Source organism: Nocardia sp. NPDC005978 (assembly GCF_040614455.1).
GTDB lineage: Bacteria > Actinomycetota > Actinomycetes > Mycobacteriales > Mycobacteriaceae > Nocardia.
The window spans coordinates 65598-85464 of sequence record NZ_JBEXUS010000019.1 but is presented as its reverse complement, the minus strand read 5'-3'; the positions used below and the strand labels follow the sequence as shown (position 1 = coordinate 85464).

Annotated in this window: 18 protein-coding genes and 1 pseudogene; 9 read left to right on the top strand and 10 right to left on the bottom strand. The window is 69.6% G+C overall.

Going from position 1 to position 19867, the window contains the following annotated elements:
* Positions 1-14 precede the first annotated feature (14 nt).
* Positions 15-425: a hypothetical protein gene (locus ABZ319_RS11650; RefSeq protein ID WP_354986311.1), complete on the bottom strand. Its 411-nt coding sequence runs from the start codon at positions 423-425 to the stop codon at positions 15-17.
* Positions 426-478: 53 nt separating this feature from the next.
* Positions 479-1195 carry a WYL domain-containing protein gene (locus ABZ319_RS11645; RefSeq protein WP_354986310.1) on the bottom strand — a complete coding sequence of 239 codons (717 nt, stop codon included), beginning with the start codon at positions 1193-1195 and terminating at the stop codon, positions 479-481.
* A gap of 488 nt (positions 1196-1683) precedes the next feature.
* Between ABZ319_RS11645 and ABZ319_RS11640 the strand changes: the two genes are divergently transcribed.
* Positions 1684-2544, top strand: a complete 861-nt coding sequence (locus ABZ319_RS11640; RefSeq protein ID WP_354986309.1) for a ribokinase — start codon at positions 1684-1686, stop codon at positions 2542-2544.
* Between the two features lie 73 nt (positions 2545-2617).
* On the opposite strand, the gene ABZ319_RS11635 is transcribed toward ABZ319_RS11640, so the two are convergent.
* A complete protein-coding gene (locus ABZ319_RS11635; protein ID WP_354986308.1) occupies positions 2618-3196 on the bottom strand; it encodes a TetR/AcrR family transcriptional regulator in 579 nt (192 codons plus the stop codon).
* 116 nt (positions 3197-3312) lie between these two features.
* On the opposite strand from ABZ319_RS11635, the pseudogene ABZ319_RS11630 reads away from it, so the two are divergent.
* Together ABZ319_RS11630 and ABZ319_RS11625 are read left to right on the top strand one after the other, a co-directional pair.
* Positions 3313-4368: pseudogene (locus ABZ319_RS11630) on the top strand (NADH:flavin oxidoreductase/NADH oxidase family protein); the annotation flags it as partial.
* A 327-nt stretch (positions 4369-4695) separates the two neighbouring features.
* Complete coding sequence (locus ABZ319_RS11625; protein WP_354986338.1) at positions 4696-5073, top strand: nitroreductase family deazaflavin-dependent oxidoreductase; 378 nt, start codon at positions 4696-4698, stop codon at positions 5071-5073.
* Between the two features lie 157 nt (positions 5074-5230).
* On the opposite strand, the gene ABZ319_RS11620 is transcribed toward ABZ319_RS11625, so the two are convergent.
* The 6 genes from ABZ319_RS11620 to ABZ319_RS11595 all read right to left on the bottom strand — a co-directional run bounded on the left by ABZ319_RS11620 (position 5231) and on the right by ABZ319_RS11595 (position 10713).
* Positions 5231-6262, bottom strand: a complete 1032-nt coding sequence (locus ABZ319_RS11620; protein ID WP_354986307.1) for a zinc-binding dehydrogenase — start codon at positions 6260-6262, stop codon at positions 5231-5233.
* 207 nt (positions 6263-6469) lie between these two features.
* On the bottom strand, positions 6470-7348 hold the full coding sequence (locus ABZ319_RS11615; protein WP_354986306.1) for a VOC family protein: 879 nt from the start codon (positions 7346-7348) through the stop codon (positions 6470-6472).
* Positions 7349-7400: 52 nt separating this feature from the next.
* Complete coding sequence (locus ABZ319_RS11610; protein ID WP_354986305.1) at positions 7401-8513, bottom strand: ferredoxin--NADP reductase; 1113 nt, start codon at positions 8511-8513, stop codon at positions 7401-7403.
* Between the two features lie 160 nt (positions 8514-8673).
* A complete protein-coding gene (locus tag ABZ319_RS11605; protein WP_354986304.1) occupies positions 8674-8919 on the bottom strand; it encodes a hypothetical protein in 246 nt (81 codons plus the stop codon).
* A gap of 11 nt (positions 8920-8930) precedes the next feature.
* A complete protein-coding gene (locus ABZ319_RS11600) occupies positions 8931-10091 on the bottom strand; it encodes a Rieske 2Fe-2S domain-containing protein (RefSeq protein ID WP_354986303.1) in 1161 nt (386 codons plus the stop codon).
* Positions 10092-10200: 109 nt separating this feature from the next.
* Positions 10201-10713 (bottom strand): flavin reductase family protein, encoded by a 513-nt coding sequence (locus ABZ319_RS11595; protein ID WP_354986302.1) that lies wholly within the window; start codon positions 10711-10713, stop codon positions 10201-10203.
* Positions 10714-10959: 246 nt separating this feature from the next.
* Here ABZ319_RS11595 and ABZ319_RS11590 point away from each other — a divergent pair, with 246 nt between their 5' ends.
* From ABZ319_RS11590 to ABZ319_RS11570, 5 genes are all read left to right on the top strand, one after another.
* Positions 10960-11796, top strand: coding sequence for an IclR family transcriptional regulator (locus ABZ319_RS11590; protein ID WP_354986301.1), 837 nt, complete (start codon positions 10960-10962; stop codon positions 11794-11796).
* A 67-nt stretch (positions 11797-11863) separates the two neighbouring features.
* A complete protein-coding gene (locus ABZ319_RS11585) occupies positions 11864-12535 on the top strand; it encodes a PadR family transcriptional regulator (protein ID WP_354986300.1) in 672 nt (223 codons plus the stop codon).
* 81 nt (positions 12536-12616) lie between these two features.
* Positions 12617-14332 (top strand): MFS transporter, encoded by a 1716-nt coding sequence (locus tag ABZ319_RS11580; RefSeq protein ID WP_354986299.1) that lies wholly within the window; start codon positions 12617-12619, stop codon positions 14330-14332.
* Between the two features lie 193 nt (positions 14333-14525).
* Positions 14526-15755, top strand: coding sequence for a bifunctional 3,4-dihydroxy-2-butanone-4-phosphate synthase/GTP cyclohydrolase II (locus ABZ319_RS11575; RefSeq protein WP_354986298.1), 1230 nt, complete (start codon positions 14526-14528; stop codon positions 15753-15755).
* A gap of 133 nt (positions 15756-15888) precedes the next feature.
* Positions 15889-16833 carry an alpha/beta hydrolase gene (locus tag ABZ319_RS11570; protein WP_354986297.1) on the top strand — a complete coding sequence of 315 codons (945 nt, stop codon included), beginning with the start codon at positions 15889-15891 and terminating at the stop codon, positions 16831-16833.
* Between the two features lie 34 nt (positions 16834-16867).
* On the opposite strand, the gene ABZ319_RS11565 is transcribed toward ABZ319_RS11570, so the two are convergent.
* Positions 16868-17296, bottom strand: coding sequence for an MmcQ/YjbR family DNA-binding protein (locus tag ABZ319_RS11565; RefSeq protein ID WP_354986296.1), 429 nt, complete (start codon positions 17294-17296; stop codon positions 16868-16870).
* Between the two features lie 249 nt (positions 17297-17545).
* Here ABZ319_RS11565 and ABZ319_RS11560 point away from each other — a divergent pair, with 249 nt between their 5' ends.
* Positions 17546-19864 (top strand): LuxR C-terminal-related transcriptional regulator, encoded by a 2319-nt coding sequence (locus ABZ319_RS11560; protein WP_354986295.1) that lies wholly within the window; start codon positions 17546-17548, stop codon positions 19862-19864.
* Positions 19865-19867 lie beyond the last annotated feature (3 nt).

Genomic DNA, 19867 nt, shown 5'->3' with positions numbered 1-19867 from the left:
GGGCGTGCGCCGGATCAGAACGGGAAGCGGCGTTCGCCGGTCACGGACCAGACCCGGGTGAGTTTGCCGTCGCGGGTTTCGAAGAAGTCGATTCCGCTGCGGGCGTTGCCGTCCGGGAGCTCGGCGAACCAGCGGCAGGCGAAGGCGCTCGGGCCGGCGGCGGAGAACGTTCCCACCGCCGGGCCCTCGATCCCGAATCGGATCCCCGCGCGCGAACCCTGGTACTCGCGCAGGAACTCCGCGAACTCCGCCGGACCGCGCAGTTCGTCGGCGGGATGCGTGCCGTCGCCCGCGTCCTTGCCGAAGGCGATGCGGAAGTCGCCGCCGCACAGGGTGTTCACCAGTTCCGGTGCGCCGTTCCACATCTCGGTCCAGGCGGCGGCGAAGGCGTCGGCGGTGGTGATCTCGGTCGATACTGCGGTCATGACTGCTCCCATGTGGTCGTGGAACTCGCGTCCGCGGGCTCACCACCGAGCATTCAGTCCTTGCGCGACAACGGTATGTCCGTGATCGCCGCCACATCGATGAGCCTGCCGTCGCCGGTCGAGATGAGCGACAGGTCGATTCCCCTGTCCGGCACGCGATCCGGCAGCACTTCGGCGGACACCACGCGATCGAGCCGGAAGCCGCGAATGGCCCCGCGCAGCAGGCACCACGCCGACAGATACCAGTGCGCGCCCACGATCAGTCCGAGCGGTTCCACCAGCCGCGCGCTGGTGACGCCGTCACGGTCGGTGTACGCCAGCCGCAGCACCCGGCGGCCGATCAGCGCCTCCAGCACCTGCGGCGGCGCGGTGGCGGATTCCCCGGGCAACAGGCGGATTCGAGCGCTGAGCTCGGCCGCGGCCGACCGATCGCCCTCGGTCAGCACGCCCAGCACCTTGTGCACGGCCGACCGCGCGGCGGGCGCGAACGGCGTGCCGGCCAGTGTCGGCAGCGCCACCAGCAGCGCGGTCGCCTCGGTCGCTGTCAGCGACACCGGCGCGAGCGTGCGCCCCCGGTCCAGCGCGTAGCCCCCGTTGCGCCCCGGCACCGTCCGCACCGGAACCCCGGACTGCTGCAACGCCGCGATATCGCGCACGATGGTCCGCGGCGTCACCTCCAGCCGCCCCGCCAACTGCCGCGCGCTCCGCGGCCGCGGGCTGTACGCCCGCAGTTCCTCGGCCAGCGCGTAGAGCCGCTCGGTCTTGGTCACCCCCGCATTCTCACGCGGGGGTACGACACAACTCCGGGCAAACCGGACTCGACCGGCCGAAAGACCGGTCGGGTCATCCCATTCGCACGGCGATAGTCGCCATCCCCCCTCACTCGAACATGGGAAGAACCGCCACGGACGCCGGTCTCATGACTCGCCCGCAGCCTGCGACCCGAACGGCCGGAAGCTCAGCCGACGCGTGCTGATCCCTGCGGCGCGAGAGCAATCGGCGACGCGACGATGCGGACGGCACGGCCGCGGGACAGCGGCGGCCGCGAGCCAGGCGGGCTCGCCGGGCCGGGCACGAGGAGTCGCCGCACGAATCCATCGGCGACACAAAGACGCGGTCGTCACAAACCCTCGGACTGCGGCGGCCAGAAGCATTGCGGGCGGGCGCGGGAGGTGCCGCGGGCCCGGGAACCCGGCGATATTCGGGCGGGAGCGCGCGGCGTGAGCGGGGGCGGCGGGGGCTCGTCTAGGGTGCGGGGATGGCGCGAATCGTGGTGGTGGGCAGCATCAATATGGATCTGGTTACCACCGTGGGGCGGCGGCCCGAGCCCGGGGAGACCATCAGCGGGGAATCGTTCGCGCTGGTGCCGGGCGGGAAGGGATCCAACCAGGCGATCGCCGCCCGGCGGGGCGGCGGCGAGGTGGAATTCGTGGGGGCCGTGGGGGACGACGTGTTCGCGGGTGAGCTGGCGGGGGTGCTCGGCGCCGCGGGCGTGGGTGTTTCGCGACTGCGGCGGGTCGAGGGGGCCAGCGGGGTCGCGGCGATCGTGGTCGACGGGGGTGGCGAGAACAGCATCATCGTTGTGGGCGGGGCGAATTCGCGCATGACCGAGTTGAGCTCGGCGGACCTCGAAGTCATCGCTGGGGCCGACGTGCTGCTGTGCCAGTTGGAGATTCCGGTGCCGACGGTGCTCGCGGCCGCGGAGCACGCGCGGGCCAACGGGGTGACGGTCGTGCTGAATCCCTCACCGGTGCAAGAGCTTTCCGAGCGACTGTGGGCGGCGGTCGACATCGCGGTGGTCAACGAGGGCGAGGCCGCCGAATTCGGTGCGGCGCTGGACGTGGTGCCGCACGTGATCACCACGCTGGGGGCGGCGGGCGCGGTGTATCGCGGGCTCGACGGCCGCAAGATCCCGCAGGCGGGAATCGAGGTGGAGGTGATCGACACGACCGGGGCCGGGGACACCTTCGCCGGTGTGCTCGCGGCGCACTGGCACGAGGGACCCGAGGCCGCCATGCGGTGGGCGTGCGCGGCGGGAGCGCTCGCGACCACGAAACTGGGGGCGAGCGTGGCCATTCCGGAGTTGGCCGAGATCGAACGGGTGCTGAGCCCGGCCTGATCGTGCAACAATCCCCTCTATTCGGCGGAATCCGCCGCCGTCGGGGTGTCCGTGCGCGCACGGGCCGGATATCTCACGCCGCCGCCGGAGCCTTTCCCGTATGCAGCGCGACCAGTTCCGCCAGTTGCTTGCCCACCCGCTCGAGCGGCGCGGTGGTGCGCGTGGCCAGGGAGACGATCACCGCGCCCTCGATCGCGGCGACGATCGTGGTGGCCAGGGTGCGCGCGGTCTCCGGCGCCACCTGCTCGGCTTCCAGCCGATCGGCGAGGATGCCCTCCCACTCGGTGAAGGTCTCCCCCGCGACATCGGCCGCCTCGGGCGATTCGGCGCGGCCCAGCGCCGCGGCGACGATCGGGCAGCCCGCGGTGAAATCGCTCGAGACCAGCGCCTCCCGCCACATCGCCGGGAACGCCGCGATGACGGTCGCCAGGTCGGCGCCCGCGGTGACGGTCCGCATCAGCGCGCTCGACGCCTGGCCGGCGGTCCGGGTCGCCTCGGCGACCAGTTCGGACTTCCCGCCGGGGAAGTTCAGGTAGACCGAGCGGCGCGAGATGCCGCTGTGCTCGAGGAGCTGGGCGATTCCGGTTCCGGCGATGCCCTTGCAGCGCATGAGTGCGATGGCGCTGTCGATGAGGCGGTCGCGCGCTCCCATGGTCGATTCCCTTCCTTGCTGTATACCGATCGGTGTACTACCGTTCGATATACCGATTGGTCTACTCGAGTGTAGACCGGCGCAATCCCCTTCGACGATGAATCGGAGCACCCGTCATGGCGACATCATCCCGCGGCAGAGCGAAGCCGGAGCGGACCGTGCCGGCCCCCGCCCCCGAGGTCCCCGGCCTGTCCGATCCGCTGCCGCTGGCCAGCGGGCAGGTGCTGCCGAATCGCATGATGAAGTCGGCGCTGAGCGAGGGCCTCGGCAATACCGACTTCGCGCCCGACGAGCGGCTCGAGCGCCTGTACGCCCGCTGGAGCACCGGCGGCTACGGCCTCATCGTCACCGGCAACGTCATGGTCGACAGCCGCCACCAGGGCGAGCCGGGCAACGTCGCGGTCGAGAACAAGCAGCATCTCGCGGCGCTGACCCGCTGGGCCGAGATCGCCAAGGCCGGCGGCAGCAAGGTCTGGGTGCAGATCAATCACCCCGGCCGCCAGGCCAATCCGCTGGTGACCCGGAACCGCTCGGTCGCACCGTCCGCCGTCGCCATGGCCATTCCCGGCGCGCCCACGCCGCGGGCGCTGACCGAGGCCGAGATCCTGGACATCATCGAGCGTTTCGGCGTCGCCGCGAGCGTAGCCGAGGCCGCGGGCTTCGACGGCGTGCAGATTCACGGCGCACACGGCTACCTGGTGTCGCAGTTCCTGTCCCCGCTGTCGAACCAGCGCACCGACGCCTGGGGCGGAGACCCCGAGCGGCGCAGGCGATTCGTGATCGAGGTGGCGCGCAGCATCCGCGCGGCGGTCGGCCCGGGCTTCGGGCTCGGCATCAAACTCAACTCCGCGGACTTCCAGCGCGGCGGCTTCACCGAGGAGGAATCGCGCGCGGTCGTCGAGGCGCTCTCCACCGAGGGCCTGGATCTCATCGAGATCAGCGGCGGCACCTACGATTCCCCGGCCATGCTGAACCGCCCGCAGACCAAGGCCGCCAGCACCCGGGCCCGCGAGGCGTACTTCCTGGAGTACGCCGAATCCGTGCGGCAGGCAGCGGGCACGGTCCCGATCGCCGTGACCGGCGGATTCCGTTCCCGCACGGCCATGTCCGCGGCGCTGGCCGAGGGTAGGTGCGACCTCATCGGCCTGGGCCGGCCCGCCATCCTCTTCCCGGACGCCGCCGCACAGCTGCTCACCAACGGCACCGAAGTGCTGCGGCCACCGGCGATTTCGCTGGGCCTGCCCGCCCGGCTCGCGGCCAATCCCACCCTGAAGTCCTTCGACGGCGCCCTCGATCTGCAGTGGCACACCGACCAATTGCATCTGCTCGGCGCGGGCAGCGACCCCGATCCCGAGCGCTCGCCGTGGAAGACGGCCGTTCTCATCGTGCGGCGCAACGGTTTCGACGCCTTCCGCAGCAAGCGGTCGGCGGCGCCGCGGCCCGCCGCCGATCCCGCGGCCCGCAAGTTCCGGCGCGAGCGCACCCTGGGCCGGTACATCATGAATCCGGCCGTGCGCGCCCTGGACAGGATCGGCGTGCGCACCGCGCTGGCCTCGGAGATCGAGACCATCGGCCGTAAATCCGGTGAGCCGCGCCGGGTTCCGATCTCCATGCTCTTCGACGCCGAGGGCGCGTGGGCCATCTGCCAGCACGGGCTGCGCTCGGGCTGGGGGCTCAACATCTCCGCGAACCCCGAAGTCCGCGTCCGCCAGGGCGATCGCTGGCGCACCGGCACCGCCGTCCTGCTCCCGGACGACGACGTGGTGGCCCGCTCGCACACCTTCGCCCCGCATCCGCTGCTGGCCCCGGCAGCGCGCAGCGTCTTCGCCGCCCTGGAGACCAACCCGGTGACGGTACGCATCACCTTCACCGACTGATCCGGCCCGGCGAACTCGACCCGCCCGGCGAATCGGCCGGTCCCGCCGCGCCAACCGGCCGTGCCCGTCTCGCGAATCATCATCGCCCGCACCGCGATACAGCGGTGCGGGCGGTGCCATACCGCGGGCCGACAGCGGCATCGCGCGGCGCGCGCCCTCAGCGGCCGGGGCGCACCAGAATCTGGATGTGATCGTCGGGGTTGCGCAGCGCCTCGATCGCGCCCGCCACCCCGTCCAGGCCCACCTCGCCGGTGATGAGCGAGGCCGCGTCGACGGTGCCCTCGGCGATGCGGTGCAGGGTCCGCGCGTATTCCTCGTGCGGGTAGACCATGCACATCTCGAGCGAGATGTCCTTGTAGATGCCGACGATCGGGCGGATGACGTCGTCGGTCATGACCGCGCCGATCTGCAGGATCCGGGTCTCACGGGGCGCCCGGTACATGAGGTCGTTGAGCAGGCCCGGAACGGCGGCGCAGACCCAGACGTGCAGCTGCTGCCCGGGCGCGGCCTGGTCCCGCCACACCTCCACCGGATCCTCCACGGCCGGATCGACGACCCGGTGCGCGCCCAGCCGCAGGGCGGCCTCGCGGCGCAGTTTCGATGGATCCGAGGCCACGATGGGCGCGACGCGCCGTTCGGACAGCGCCGCCACCGCACCCAATCCGACCGGGCCGCAACCGATCACGATGCCGCTGCCGTCCGGCCCGATGCCGGTGCGCGCCACGTTGCCGAACCCGACCGCGAGCGGCTCGGTCAGTGCGGCGACGTGCGGCGGCACATGGGCGGGAATCGGTTCCAGCGCCATCGCCTGCAGCACCATGCGCTCGCCGTACCCGCCCGGGAAGTCGTTGGAGTAGCCGACGCCGTGGATACCGCCGGCGGAGTCCAGCGCCCACGGCAGTGCGACCACGTTCTGGCCCTCGACGAACGGGGTGTCCGGGCCCGCCCCGATGACCCGGGCGGCGAGTTCGTGGCCCATGACCAGATCCCGGTGCGGGTCGAACAGGAAGGTGGGCACCCCGCTGTCGCGCGAGGCCTGCAGGAATTCGTCGGTGTAGTCCAGGGCCTGTTTGTCCGAACCGCAGATCCCGCAGGCGATGGTCTCGACCAGCACCTGGCCGGGACCCGGCACCGGTTCGGGGACCTCGTCGACGACGAGCTTGCGATCGCGCATGACCACCGCGCGCATCTCACGCACCTCCCACGGCGGTCGGCGGGCGCGCGGACGCGGGGCGAAGACCGCGACGCGATGGTCCGGATGATATGGACTGGAACAACTTTCGACGCTCCTCGGCAGGTGGGCAGGGGTGCTCCGAGGCGGGCGCGCACGGGCCGGGGCTCTGACCGCGGCGCGCTCGGGGCCCGCCGTCACGGAACGGCGGACCGGGTCACAGGTTCAGCCGCGGGCCCATTCGTGACCCCAGTAGCTGTCCGCGGTCATCTCCTCGGCGACGTAGTCGTCGCCGACCAGCATGCCCTCGCAACCGAATTCGATGTCCCAGTTGCCGGGCGTCCGGACGTAGAAGGAGATCATCTTGTCGTTGGTGTGCCTGCCCAGCGTCGAGGACAGGTGGTAACCCGCCTTGGTGACCCGGTCCAGCGCCCGGCCCACGTCGTCGAGCGAATCCACCTCGACCATGATGTGCACGATGCCGGGCCCGTCCGGGCGGCTGCCCGGAATGAGCGCGAGGCTGTGGTGACGCGGGTTGACGCCCATGAAGCGAATCCAGATGGGATGTGCGGGCGGGCCGACGCGGAACGAGCCGCGCGAGCTGAAATCCAGTACCTCGGTGTAGAACTGGCGCGCGGCCTCGATGTCGGGCACCGGCAGCACCACGTGCCCCAGGCCCAGATCGCCGTTGACGAAACGCGCGCCGTGACGGGTGAGCACCGGGCTGTGGTCGAGCAGCGGGCCGTGGAAGACCTCGACGGTGAACCCGGCCGGATCGACGAAGCTGACGGCCTCCTCGACGTGGCGGTTCGCCGCTTCCTCGGCGCTCAGCGCGGTGACCGCGACCCCGGCCTTGTCCAGGGTCTCGCGCACCAACTGCAGCGAACGGCGGTCGGCGACCTGCCAGCCGACGGCGATGACTTCGTCGCGCTCACCCGGCACCAGTTCCAGCCGGTAGGTGTGCTCGTCGGTGCGCAGGTACACCGATTCCGGATTCGGTCCCGAGCCCTCGGCGAAACCGATGGTGTCGAAGGCGAATTCACGCCAGGCCGCGACATCGGCGATGCGCACCCGTACGTAGCCGAGGGAGCTGAAGGCTGCCATGTTGTACTCCTAGCGATTTCGGGAACAGCGGTAGCGATTTCGGGAACAGCGGTCAGGAATAGGTGATCGAGACGTCGTCGGTGACCGGAACCGCCTGGCAGGCCAGCACATAACCCTCTTCCAGGTCGGCGTCCTCGAGTACCTCGTTGCGACGCATGGATACTTCGCCCGACACCACGCGGCACACGCACGCGCTGCACGCGCCCTCGCGGCACGAGTAGGGGGCTTCCAGGCCCTTGGCCAGCAGCACGTCGAGCAGGGTCTGCTGCCGGGGCCAGGTGACCTCGTGGTTTTCGCCGTCGAGTTCCACCCGGGCGACGGCGTTGTCGCCGGCGGCGGCCGCGGCGTCCATATCGACCGGGGCGGTGTCGATCTCGAACGGGTTGCCCGCGAGGGAGACGAACTTCTCCGCGTGCACGCGGCCGCGATCGGCGCCCAGCGCGGTCATGGCGGCCGCGACCGCGTCCATGAACGGGCCGGGGCCGCAGACGAAGACCTCGCGCGCTGCCCAGGGCGCGGCCAGCGCGGTGAGCTGCGCGACGCTGGGCAGGCCCTGCACCGATTGCAGCCAGTGCAGCACCAGCAGCCGATCCGGGTGCGCGGCGGCCAGTTCCGCCAGTTCGGCCGCGAAGATCACCGCGTTCTCGTGCTGATTCGCGTAGACCAGGGTGATGTGACCCGAGCCCTGAGCCAGGGCGGCCTTGAGGATCGACAGCACCGGGGTGATCCCGCTGCCGCCGCCGAACAGCAGCAGATCGGTGTCCAGCGACGCCGGGGTGAACAGGCCCGCGGGCGGCAGCACGTCCAGGCTCATGCCCTCGGCGGCGTTGTCGCACAGCCAGTTCGAGCCGTAGCCGTCGGCGGTGCGCTTGACGGTGACCTTGAGCGGACCGTCCTCGTGCGGTGCGCTGGACAGCGAGTAGCAGCGGCTCACCGAGCCGGTGCGCTCACTCGGAATGCGCAGGGTCAGGAATTGCCCGGGCCGGTAGCCGAAGCGATCGGCGTGCGCCGGATCCGGGGCGAGTTCGAGCGAGACCGAGTCCGCGGTCTCGCGCACCACGCGCACGACCCGCACCGTGGCCGCGCCGCCCGCCTGCCGCGCGGTCCGCACCGCGTCGTCGGCGTCGGACTGTGCCGTATCCGGTTCGAGGTCTACCACCGTCATCGCTTTACCAGTTCCATTCGTCTGCTTTTGTTTCGTTTCCGGGCCTACCGGGTAGCCCATTCGAGGGTCGACCGCCGACGCTGCCGGGCGGCCTGTTTCTCAGGCTTGGCGGCGGACCGTCGCTGACGCTCGGCGGCGGCCCGTCGCCAACCGCCCCGCCCTAGGCCAGGGTCCGGCCGCGGGTGCGCACGTCCGCGTCGCGGGTGCTCGCGCCCAGGGCACCGGCCGCCACCGCCGCCTCGATGCTGTCCCGCAGCGCGTGGCAGGTGTGCGATTTCAGGCCCGCGCCCGCGAGTTCGGTGCAGGCGGCCTCGGCGACCCGGTTCCACTGCACGCTGGTGTGCTGCGGGCTGAACTTCTCCACCAGCACGCAGGTCCCGCAGGACCCGCACGACACCTGATCCATGGCGGCGCCTCTCAGCCCTGCGCCGCGGCGGCTTCGGCGCGCTTGGCCAGGTTGTCGGCCACCTCGGCCTCCCACGCGGTGACCGCGCGGGTGGTGTCCACCTCGAACTCGAAGCGGGTGGTCATCTCCTCGGTGACCGCGGCGGCGTCGGTGTAGAACTGCTCGTACCAGCGGCGCAGCTGGTAGACCGGCCCGTCCTCCTCGCACAGCAGCGGATTGTTGATGCGCGACTTGCGCTTCCAGATGTTGGCGTCCTGTTCGAAGCCCTTGCCGAGCCCGCCCACGAACTTCTGCGCGATCTCCGCCGCCTGCTCGGCCGGGACGCCGTCGGGCTTACGCGCGATGGCCCCGTACATGAGCATGAACTGGTTCTCGTTGATCGGGTAATGGCAATTGATGAGGTAGCCCTCGACGACCAGGCCGTTCGCGCTCTCGGACTTCAGGTAGTCGATCATGTAGGACGGCCCGTAGTACGAAGCCTCGGACTGCAGGACGTTCTTGCCGCCCAGCGCTTTCGCCGTCTCGCCCATCATGTCCTCGCGCGAGACCGAGGTCATGTACTGGCTGGCGGTGTGGCCCTCGAAGACGTTCTTGAAGAAGGTCGGGAAGCCGTAGTGCACGTAGAAGAAGTGCGCCATGTCCACGACGTTGTCCACGACCTCGCGGCAGTTTGCGTCCACGATCATGGTGTTCCAGGTCCAGTCGGTCCACTCGTCGCTGAACGCGGCGTCGATGCGCGGGATCGCGACCTCGGCGGGCGGCTGCTTGTTCTCCGGGTCGTGCCAGACGAACAGCTGATGGTTCTCGACCATGGTCGGCCACGCCTTGGTGCGCGCCAGCGGGGGCACCCGGCGGGCGTACGGAATGCCGGTGCACTTGCCCTTGCCGTTCCAGCGCCAGTCGTGGAACGGGCAGGCCAGTGAATCGCCCTTGACGGTGCCGTCGGCGAGATTGCCGCCCATGTGGGGGCAGTACGCGTTGAGCACGTTCAGGGCGCCGTCCTCCGCCGCGAAGACCACGATCTCGGTGCCGAAAGCCTTGACGGTGTGCGGCTTTCCGTCCCGGAAGGAGTCGGCCAGACCCAGGCAGTGCCAGCCGCGCGCGAACCGGGCGGGCGGTGCGCCCGCGTCGATGACCCGCACTTCGGCCGATGCCACACCATCGGTGCTCATGTGAATTCCTCTCCCTTGCCTTACTTCGATGGTTCCCGCCGATGTGACGCCGATGACAACGGATGTCTCACTGGGCGGGAGGTTGCTACTGGTGTGCGAGACGCCGCGGCTAGTGCGCGTCGAACCGGCCGAAGCCCGCGCGGTAGAACAGCAGCGGCGTCGCGTCGGAGTGTTCGTTCAGACCGGTGACGTCGGCGATGACCACCGTGTGGTCGCCGCCGTCGACCTCCTCGCGCAGCGTGCAGTCGATGGTCGCCAGCGCGCCGGTGAGCAGCGGCGACCCGTTGCCCGAGGGAATCCAGTCGATGCCGGCGAACTTGTCCGCGCCGGGCCGCCCGAGCTGCCGGCAGATCTCGGTCTGGTCCTCGGCCAGGATGTTGACGCAGAACGTCCCGGCCCGGCGAATGCGCGGCCAGGTGCTTGAGGTGCGCGCCGGGAAGAAACTCACCAGCGGCGGGTCGATGGACAGCGAGGCGAAGGACTGGCAGGCGAACCCGACGGGTTCGCCGGCGTCCACGGCGGTGATCACGGTGACCCCCGAGGCGAAGCGCCCGAGCACTGCCTTGAAGGCGGCGGGATCGATCCGTGCGGCCACGAGATCTACCTCCAGCACCGGTTCCACGGTGACTCCTCTATTTCGATTCGACATATAGCTGGCAGTCATGACAGCAGGTCGGGCCGGGGAGGCGTCAATATCCGGGTTCGGTCACCGAGACATGAATCCGTAGATCGGGACGAAACCTACGTAGTTCTCCCGATTCCTCCGGGTGTGGTCCAGGGCACTGTGATGGGTAGCACAAGGTCCGAAACCGGCACATGCCTATTCGGAATATCCCTAGACTGGATGTCGGATCCAACGGAGGCTCATATGTCCGTCGCCACGCTCGCCTCGGCGGAAGCTCGAATCGCTCACAACCCCATGCGTTCCAAGGAATCTCGTAACACCAGCGCCGAAGTGCCGGTCTCGATGATCGAACGGATGACGCTGATCCTGGACGCGTTCGACGCCTCCACCCCCACCCTCACCCTGCTCGGCCTCGTCGAGCGCACCGGGCTGCCGCGTTCCACCGTGCACCGGATTCTCGACCAGATGATCAAGCTGCGCTGGCTGGCGCACACCTCGGGCGGCTACCGCCTGGGCATGCGCGCGCTCGAGCTCGGCGGACTCACCGCCGACCACAACGAGATTCGCGACGCGGTCAGCCCGCTGCTGCACGAGTTGAGCCAGCGCACCGGCATGGTCGGACACCTGGCGGTGCTGGACGGGCGCGACGTCGTCTACCTGGACAAGGCCGGCGGCCGCTTCGCCGCGAGCCTGCCCACCCGCCTGGGCGGCCGGATGCCCGCGCACGCCACCGGCGTCGGCAAGGCCATGCTCGCCTGTCTCGAGCCGAACATCGCCGAGGCCGCGCTGCGCACCCGGCTGCCGCGCCTGACCCCGCGCACCATCTGCGAGCCCGAGGCGCTCGCCCGCGAACTCGCCCAGATCCGCCTGCGCCAGGGCATCGCCATCGACCGGGAAGAGGCCGTGGTCGGAATCGCCTGTGTCGCAGCGCCGCTGCGCGGGCGGGGCACCGCGCCCGCCGCCCTCTCGCTCTCTGGCCGCGCCGACGGCATGAGCTACGACCGGCTGGCCCGCGTCGTGCTCGAGGTCGCACACGAGGCCGGCCGGGCGCTGTTCCCGCGTCGCGCGCACTGGCGCTGAACGCGGCCGATCCAGGTTGCCCGGAACTTCAGAAGGCAGGCACATGCGGGGGCGATACAGTTCCATGATGACCGATGGCGCCGCGCGCCCCGAGGAACAGCAGGCGATCCCGGAGTTGCCGACCACGGCGTGGGCCGTGCTCGGAATGCTCTCGCACGCAGAGGAACTCTCGGGGTACGACCTGAAGAAATGGGCGGACTGGAGTCTGCAGTTCTTCTATTGGAGCCCGTCGTTCAGTCAGATCTACGCCGAACTCAAACGGCTGGAGAAACACGGATTCGCCATCTCGCGAACCGTCGTCTCCGAGGACGGCATGCGCGGCAAGCGCATGTACGCCATCACCGACAGCGGCCGGGAAGCGGCTTCGCACTGGGTGAATCACTCCCCCGTCGAGGCGCCTGTGCTCAAACACAGTGTGATGCTGCGTGCCTGGCTCGGCCATCTGGCCGAGCCCGATCGCATGCGCGAAATCCTGGGCCAGCACATCGATTACGCGGAGACCCAGCGCCGGCGCGCGCAGGCCGACGCGGACGGCGCGGACGCCAATCCGGAATGGGCCTATCCCAGCGCCGTATTGCGCTGGTGCGTCAAGCATTACGAGGCCGAAAAGGAATTCGCCGAGGATCTCCTGGCCGATCTGGATAAATTGGCGCGAAAGCGTAGTCGCCGCAGGTCCGCGGCGAAGCCGAATCCTGAAGATTCCCGTTCAACGGACCGGGAAACGACTGATTCCCACTGAACGGACTTCTTCATAGTCGGCGCGCACGCAGCGTGACACGGTTCACATCAAACGTGTTACCTACTCACCTGGAGTGCGCCAATGTCCACCACTGTCGAAACCACGACGCCCGACGGCGTCGTCGACGACACCGGCCGCCTCGATGGTGCATCGAAGCTCCGGATCTTCTCCGTCCTAGCGGTGATCGTGCTGTTCACCGAGGTCGCCCCGATGCAGTACGTGATGGTCTCGGCCGCGCTGCGGCAGATCGCGCCGACCTTCCCCAGCCAGGGCGCGAACATCAACTGGGCCATCATCGTCTTCGGCGTGGTCGGCGCGGCCACCTCGCCGCTGATCGGCAAACTGAGCGACATCATCGGCAAGAAGAAGATGTTCCTCACCTGCGGCATCCTGTTCATGATCGGCTGCGTCATCTGCGCGATCACCAGCAACTGGATGCTGTTCCTCGTCGGGCGCGGCCTGCAGGCCACCGCCATTGCCACCGCGGTCATTTCGTACGGTCTCATTCGAGATCTGATGCCGCGCAAGCTGGTTCCGGTCGGCCTGGGCATCGCCTCCACCGGTCTGGGCGTCGCGGCCCTGGCGGGCCCGCTGCTGGGCGGCTTCATCGTCGACAACTACAGCTGGCGCGCGATCTTCTGGTTCCTGTTCGCCTTCACCGTCGTGATGATTCCGCTGGTCTGGGTGATCGTGCCGGAGTCCAAGCTGCGGACCCCGCAGAAGCTCGATCTGCTCGGCGCGTCCCTGCTCGGCGCGGGTCTGGTGCTGACCCTGATCTACCTGGACAACGGCCAGCACTGGGGCTGGTCCAAGCCCTCCTCGCTGGCGTGGCTCATCGGCGGCCTGGTGCTGCTGGCGCTGTTCCCGATCGTGGAGACCAAGGTCAAGCAGCCCATCATGGACATGAAGCTGCTGATGAACCCGCGCGTGAGCGTGGTGCTGTTCGTCGCGCTGCTGGCGTCGTTCACCATCGGCTACCAGTCCTACGCGGTGGGTTACATGACCCAGTCGCCGCCCGCGGCGGAGGTCGTGGAACAGGTCAAGGCCGCCACCTGGGACCAGGTCAAGGCCGGGGCGCTGGAACAGGCGCAGAAGGGCGCCGAGGCCCAGGCCAAGGCCGCGCTGCCGCCGGGTGTGGAGCTGCCGCCGGGCGCGGTCGTGGTGCCGCCCGAGGCCGTGTACTCCCAGCTGCCCCCGGACATGGTCCAGGTCGAACTGGATCCCGGCTACACCTACGGTGACGGACTCAGTCTGCTCGGCTTCGCGACCCATATCGCGCTGGCGCAGGCGGTGATCTCGATGATCCTCGGATTCGTCGGCGGTCTCTGGATCCGCCGCTCCGGAGCCCGGGCCCCGCTCATCGTGGCCCTGACGATCTTCATCGGCTCCTCCATCGCCTACGCCCTGATGTCCCATACCTGGGGCACGCTGGCCCTGGTCAGCGCGGTGTTCGGCATCGCGTTCGGCCTGTACTACGCGGCCATGCCGAACCTCATAGTCGAGGGCGTGCCCGCCGAACAACAGGGCATCAGCGCGGGCATGCTCGGGGTCATGCAGGCCATGGGCGTGGCGATCGGGCTCGCGGTGGCCACCGCGTTCCTCAACGCCAATCCGGTGCAGGCCGTGGTGACGGTGATGGGCGCCGAACCCGTCACCCAGGACATTCCGCTGCTGTACGCCGATTCCGGCTACGAGATCAGCTTCTACTTCATCGCGGGCGCGGCGGTCATCGCCCTGATCGGCGCGATCCTGATGAAGCACGGCCGCACCCCCGCCACCGGCGGCACGGCGCACTGATCCATCTCCGATACCCCAACGGCCCGAAGGCATATCGCCTTCGGGCCGTTGGGGCGTACTGGAAACAACTCCGCGCCCATGATGGCCCGATCCGGATTCGGCGCGCACATCCGCGACCACTGAGCGGGATCCTGCCTCGTTGTTCCGCGCCGGGCATATTTCTATTAGAAATACCCGAAGGAGGTGGTCGACGATGACCGGTGAGCTCGACAGCATCGCAACCGCGGTAGCGGCGATGGCGGCAGGCGGCATGGTGCTCGTGGTGGACGACGAGGATCGGGAGAACGAGGGCGACCTCGTGCTCGCGGCCGAGAAGGCGACCCCGGAGAACATCGGTTTCCTGGTGCGCCACACCAGCGGCGTGGTCTGCGTTCCCATGGCGGGCGAGGATCTGGACCGGTTGCAGCTGCCGCCGATGACCGCGATCAATCAGGATCCCAAGGGCACCGCGTACACGGTCTCGGTGGACGCGATCTCCGGTGTGAGCACCGGCATCTCGGCCGCCGACCGGGCGCACACCATGCGTCTGCTGGCCGATCCGCGCACCCGCGCCGGTGAGCTGTCCCGGCCCGGGCACGTCTTCCCGCTGCGCGCGAATCCCCGTGGCGTGCTCGGCCGCCCGGGCCACACCGAGGCCGCGGTCGACCTCGCCCGGCTGGCCGGACTGCGCCCGGCCGGGGTGATCGCCGAGGTCGTCAACGACGACGGCTCCATGGCGCGCCTGCCCGAGCTGCTGATCTTCGCTCGCGCGCACCGCATTCCGATCGTCTCGATCGCCGATCTCATCGAGTACCGCCGGCGGCTGGAGAACGGGATCGCGCGGGTGGTGCAGACCCGCCTGCCCACCCGCTTCGGCGACTTCCGGGTGGTCGGCTACGCCGACGAGCACTCGGGCACCGAACATCTGGCGCTGGTGTACGGCGATCCGGCCGGCGCGGACACCCTGACCCGCGTGCACTCGGAATGCCTGACCGGGGACGCCTTCGGGTCCCGGCGCTGCGACTGCGGCGAACAGCTCGACGCGGCGCTGGCCGCGGTGGCCGAGCACGGGCGCGGGGTCGTGGTGTACCTGCGCGGGCAGGAGGGCCGGGGCATCGGCCTGCTGAACAAACTGCGCGCCTACGAACTTCAGGATCAGGGCGCGGACACCGTGGACGCCAATGTCCGGCTCGGGCTGCCCATCGACGCCCGGGACTACGGCGCCGCCGCCCGCATCCTCGCCGATCTCGACGTGCGTTCGGTCCGGCTGCTGAGCAACAACCCGGCCAAACAATTCGGGCTGGAGGCGCACGGCATTTCGGTGACCGCGCGGGTTCCACTGCACACCGCGCCCACCGAACACAATGTGCATTACCTGCGCACCAAAAGGGATCGCATGCGGCATCAGCTGCCCGATATCGACGCCGCGGTCGGCTTTCACTGATCGTGTCCGGACGGCGGCAACGCACCGGGCGGAAAGTCCATCCCGCCGCTGTTGGCGGACTTCCGGCCGTTCGGACGCGCATTCGGTAGGGTCGGGTCGCGCAACGTGACGCGGGCAGTCGCAGGAGGTCAAGGTGCCGAGTTTTCTCAGCCGCGTGGTGCTGCCGAACTATTTTCGGCTCATTCGCGCGAATCGGCCGTACCTGGGTCCCGACGGCGCACGAAAACATCTGCGCGAACGCACCATTCGACCCAAGAGCTACGGACCGCCCCGGCGTTTGCGCACCGGCGTCGCGGTCAGCGCGGATCACGTGGGCGGCTGGCCGGTGTACACGATCACGCCGCGCACCGGCCGGGTGCGCGGCAACGTGGTGTACCTGCACGGCGGAGCCTGGGTCAACGAGATCTCCCCGCAGCACTGGGCGCTGGCCGCGGACATCGCCGTCGCGGCCGGTGCGACGGTCACCGTCCCCATCTATCCGCTCGTGCCCTTCGGGACCGCCGAGGAGGTGGTCGCCGGCGTGTGCGAGCTGGTGCTGGCCAACCGTTCCCGCTACGGCGAAGTCTGCCTGGCCGGCGATTCGGCGGGCGGGCAGATCGCGCTGTCCACCGCCGCGGTGCTGCGCGACGAGCACGGCATTCGCCTGCCGCGCACGGTGCTCGTCTCCCCCGCGCTGGATCTGTCGCTGGCCAACCCCGAGATCGACGTCGTCTTGCCGACCGACCCCTGGCTGGGCAAGGAGGGCACCCGCGTCTTCATCGAGCTCTGGCGCGGGGTGCTGCCGCTGTCGGATCCGCGGGTCAGCCCGCTCATGGCCGACATGGACGGGCTGGGACCGCTGACGGTCTTCAGCGGCACCCGCGACATCGTCTGGCCGGATGTGAAACTGCTGGTCGCCAAGGCCCGGGCGGCGGGCGTGGAGATCGACTACCACGAAGCGCCCGGGCTGGTGCACGTCCATCCGCTGATCCCGGTGCGCGAGGGCCGCGCCGCGCGGGCGGTGCTGCTCGACACTCTCGCCCGGGCACTGGCCGGAACCGAGGAAAAGCCCCGTGCGCCAAGTGAACCCGGAACCTAGGCGGGACACCCCGCGGCGATCGGAACGGCCGCGATCAGTCGCCCGGACGCGGATGCTCGGCCAGCCAGGCGCGGGCGCGCGTCGCGGAGGCACGGCTGAGCCACGCGTCCTGGATGATCTCGGTCAGCTCCTGCAGCGTCAGTTCGGGCAGGCGCGCCGAGCGCAACAGCACCGAGGAATGGCCCTTGAAATGCGGTGTGGTGAAGAAGGGCGAGTCCGGGTCCTGCACCAGGGCCTGCTTGTCGGATTCGGACGGCACCCAGAAGACGATGACGTCCGGATAGCGGTCCCCGGTCTCGGGATCGACCGCGTCCGGCCGGGGCGTCCGGAAGAAGATGAAGGACTTCGCGCCCACCTGGTAGACGGGATTCTCGGCGGGGCCGTATTCGACGGTCACGTGGGGCATCGCCAGGGCGAGGTCGTGCACATCCGCCAGACGGGCGCAGCGCGGCTTGGTCGGCACCCTTCGAGGGTAGCCGCCGGGCTCCGGCACAGACGGCAAAGGCGGCATATGGGGCAGGTCGGAAATCATGCCGTCTTCACATCGCAAAACCCGACAAATCGGGCGATGAGCCGGAAGGATGCCTGTTCGGAGCGTCATGGGGTGTAAGCCGGGGCACAGTGCCCGCGAGCACGCCTGGCGATCGGCGACGAGCAGGGCTTATGGGGCGTCGCTGGCAGGGAACCCGACAAATCGCATAGGTTGGTGCGCATGGCACGGCGTGGCAATGGAAATCTGACCGCCGAGGTCACCAGTTTCGTCGGGCGCCGCGACGAACTGGCTACCGCGAAGCGGCTGCTGCCCACCACCCGGGTACTGACCCTGCTGGGTCCGGGCGGCATGGGCAAGACCCGGCTGTCCCGGCAGATCGGGCAACTGGTGGCGCGGGCGTTCCCCGACGGCGTCTGGATGGTCGAACTGGCCGATGTCCAGGACCCCGAGCTGGTCACCCTCACCGTGGCCGAGGCCCTGGATCTGCGCGACGAGTCGACCGCGCCGCTGCCCCGGCTGACCGAGTTCCTGGCGAACAAGCGCCTGCTGCTCATCCTGGACAACTGCGAACACCTCATCGACGAATGCGCGCGACTGGTCGGGCGCATCATCGCCACCACCCCGGACGTGCGGGTGCTGGCGACCAGCCGCGAGGTGCTCGGCATCCCCGGCGAGCAGGTCATGCCGGTACCGCCACTGACGGTGCCGGACAACGACTCCGGGCTCGACGGCGACGCGCTGACGCTGTTCACCGAACGGGCCAGCGCCGCCAATCCGGCGTTCGTGGTCACCGCCGCCAACCGGCCGGTGCTGGCCGAGATCTGCCGCAGGCTCGAAGGCATGCCGCTGGCCCTGGAATTGGCGGCGCTGCGGCTGCGCATGTTCACCCCGGAACAGATTCTCGACCGCCTCGACGACACCATGGAACTGCTCAGCGCCGGACCGCGCACCGCGCCCGAACGCCAGCAGACCATCGAGGGCGCGATCCGCTGGAGTTACGACCTCTGCACCCCCGCCGAACAGCTGCTGTGGGAACAGCTTTCGGTCTTCGCCGGCGGTTTCGACCTGGAGGCCGCCGAGGCGGTGTGCGAACTCGGCGTGCCGCGCAAGGCCAAAGGGGCGCTGCTGGACGCGCTCACCGGGCTGGTCGACAAATCGGTGGTGCTGCTGCGCCTGGACGGCGATACCGCGCGCTACTCCATGCTCGAGCCCATTCGCCAGTTCGCGGTGGACCGGCTCGCCGAACGCGGCGAATCGGCCGCTGTGCGCGCCCGCCATCGCGCGCACTTCCGGCAGCTGGCCATGCGCGGGCAGACCGCGTACTGGACCGGCGAGGACGTGGCCTGGTTCCGCGAACTGAGCCGCGAACACGCGAATCTGCGTGCGGCGCTGCGCACCGGGCTCGAGGACGAACCGCTGGATACCATGGCGACGGTCACGGTGCTGCGCCCGTTCTGGGAGCACAATCGTTTCCTGTCCGAGGGGTACCGCTGGCTGGTGGACGCGCTGTCGCGCAATCCGGAGCCGACGGCCGAACGCGCCAAGGCATTGTCCTCGGCCGCCTCGCTGGCCGCGCTGCTCGGGGATCAGCACTCCGCGGCCAAGCTGGTCGCGGACTGCCTGGAACTGGCCGCCAGCCTCGATGATTCGGACATCATGGCCGAAGCGTCCCTGGATCGCTCACTGCTCGCCTTCGCCGAGGGCGATCAGGCCTACGCCCTGGAACTGGGCCACGAGGCCATCGATCTGGCGGCCGCACACGGGCAGGACGCCATCGAGATGGACAGCCACGCCTTCTCTTTCATGTGCGCGATGGTGCTGGACGCGCCGGGCCGCACCGAGCTGGCCGAGGGCTTCTTGAAGCTGACGACCGCCAGCGGATCCCATCTGCTGGGCGGACTGGCGCTGTGGACGGTCGGCATAAACCATTGGCGGCTAGGCGATCTGGAGGCGTCGGCGCAGTATCACCGGCGCGCCATCGAACAGCTCGCGCTCTTCGACCGCTGCATCTGGCTGTCCTCCGCCTTCGAGGGCCTGGCCTGGACCGTGTCCGCGGCGGGCGACCCCGAGCGCGCGGCCCGGCTGCTGGGCGCCGCGGAATCGCTGCAGCGCAGCACGATTCGACTGGCGCACACCATCACCGTCGCGGTCGGGGACAAGGAGCGCTGCAAGATGCGCGCGGCCCTGGGCGAGGACGCGTTCCGTGCCGCCTTCGGCGCGGGCGCGAACATGCCGCTGGAGGAGGCCATCGACTACGCGATGGGCCGTGCCCCGGCCCCCGCCGCCCCCGCGCTCGAACCGGTGGTCACGCGCGCGCCCCGGAAGTCGGCGGTCGCGGTGTCGGAAACAAATGTGCTGACCCGCCGTGAGAAGGACGTGGCGCGGCTGGTGGCGGCCGGGCACAGCAACAAGCGCATCGCCGCGGATCTGGTCATCTCCATTCGCACGGCCGAAACCCACGTCGAGCACATCCTGACCAAACTGGGCTTCACCTCACGCACCCAGGTCGCGGCCTGGGCGCACGAACATCAGCTCTGAGTC